Genomic DNA, 1,734 nt, shown 5'->3' with positions numbered 1-1,734 from the left:
CCCGTCTGTCGGGAGAGGTCGCCGACGACGTGCGTACCCACTTTGCAGGCGAGACGCTCACGACTGTCATCCCGCGATCGGTGCGGGTGAGTGAGGCACCGAGCTTCGGACAGACCGTCATCGCGTATGACGTGCAGTCGGCCGGCGCGGTGGCCTACCGCGAGGCCGCCGTCGAGATGCTCGCGCGCGGCGTCGAGCGGGAAGGGGGCCGATGATGGCCAAGCGCACCGGACTCGGGCGGGGGATCGGAGCCCTCATCCCGACGAGCGAGCCCAGCGAGGCACGCCCCGTCGATGTCTTCTTCCCCGAGCAGCCCACGACCTCGACCGCGGATACCCCGCCGGCCTCCGAGCCCGAGCTCATCGCCGTTCCCGGTGCGCGGCTGATCCGCATCGACCCGAACGAGATCCAGCCCAACCCGCGCCAGCCGCGCACCGTGTTCGACCCGCAGGACCTGGCGGAGCTCGTGCACTCGGTGCGGGAGTTCGGCGTGCTGCAGCCCGTCATCGTGCGCGAGGTGGACGGCTCGTACGAGCTCATCATGGGAGAGCGTCGCACTCGTGCCGCCAGAGAGGCGGGCCTGGACTCGATCCCGGCGATCGTGCGCGAGACGGCCGACGAGGATCTGCTGCGCGACGCACTGCTCGAGAACCTGCACCGTTCGCAGCTGAATCCCCTCGAGGAGGCATCGGCCTACCAGCAGCTGCTTGAAGACTTCGGCATCACGCAGGAGCAGCTGTCCCAGCGCATCGGCCGCTCACGGCCGCAGATCTCCAACACGATCCGGCTGCTCCGCCTTCCCGTGCCGGTGCAGCAGCGGGTGGCGGCCGGTGTGCTCAGCGCGGGACACGCGCGGGCGATCCTGTCACTCGACGACACAGACGCGATGGCGCGGCTCGCCGACAAGATCGTGAACGAGGATCTCTCGGTGCGCGCCGCCGAAGCGGCAGCCAAGAACTCGCCCGCACCTCGACGCCCGGCGCCCAAGGCGGGGGCTCGGCGGGGGCACCTCGATGAGGTCGCGAGTCGACTGGGCGACCGTCTCGACACGCGCGTGAAGATCAGTCTGAGCGCGAGAAAAGGCCAGATCAGCATAGATTTCGCCACCATCCAGGACTTGAATCGGATCCTGGCGGAACTGGGCGAGGAGGGGTTCGCGGGCTGAGCCGCGGCATCCGGCCCGACCCTCACCGGCGGGCACGTAGGCTGGATGGGTGACCGACGCCCGAGCCACCGACGGAGCCCGTCGCGCCAGCCTCGAGCTGTTGCGCGCCGAGGCCGCGGATGAGCTGTCGGTGCTCGTGGAGGAACGGCTTCGCGACGGCGAGGACCCCTGGGACTTCATGGAGGACCTGCCCACGGTCGACGAGCTGGTCGTGTTCATGCTGCGGGCGGAGAACATCGCCGAGGCCGGCGGGGGCAAGCCCACCGCCGCCCGCCACTACCGCGTGCTGCGTCAGATCGCGCTCGACTACCCACCGCTCACCCGTGCGGTCTGGCGGCTTCTCGGAGAGGCGAACACCCACCGCCGCTGGGATGCGGTCGTGCGCGACGCGTCCTGACGGCTCCTCGTCTCGCGCATCTGCCCCGCGACACGGCTGACGTACGCGACCTTCACTGCGCCGTCCCTACCGCCGCTGCCACGGGCTCCGCCCACGCCGTTCGAGGACGAAGACGACGAGAGGCCCGGATGCCGCGGCATCCGGGCCTCTCGTGAGGCGTCTCGCTCAGGCG

General features: G+C 70.3%; 3 protein-coding genes. All 3 read left to right on the top strand.

Annotated features, from left to right (window positions below; genetic code table 11):
- Positions 1 to 215 (top strand): ParA family protein (locus ASG00_RS16050; protein WP_442922559.1); only part of this gene is annotated, 215 nt, incomplete at its 5' end.
- Positions 215 to 1,165 (top strand): ParB/RepB/Spo0J family partition protein, encoded by a 951-nt coding sequence (locus tag ASG00_RS00640; protein WP_082482956.1) that lies wholly within the window; start codon positions 215 to 217, stop codon positions 1,163 to 1,165. The genes ASG00_RS16050 and ASG00_RS00640, both read left to right, overlap by 1 nt.
- Positions 1,166 to 1,214: 49 nt before the next feature.
- Entirely contained in the window at positions 1,215 to 1,562 is a 348-nt protein-coding gene (locus ASG00_RS00635; protein ID WP_045247898.1) for a hypothetical protein, read from the top strand.
- Positions 1,563 to 1,734: the final 172 nt, after the last annotated feature.

Source organism: Microbacterium sp. Leaf351 (assembly GCF_001423825.1).
GTDB classification, from domain to species: domain Bacteria; phylum Actinomycetota; class Actinomycetes; order Actinomycetales; family Microbacteriaceae; genus Microbacterium; species Microbacterium ginsengisoli.
Note: the sequence above shows the minus strand (reverse complement) of the source record. Positions and strands in the feature narration are given on the sequence as shown.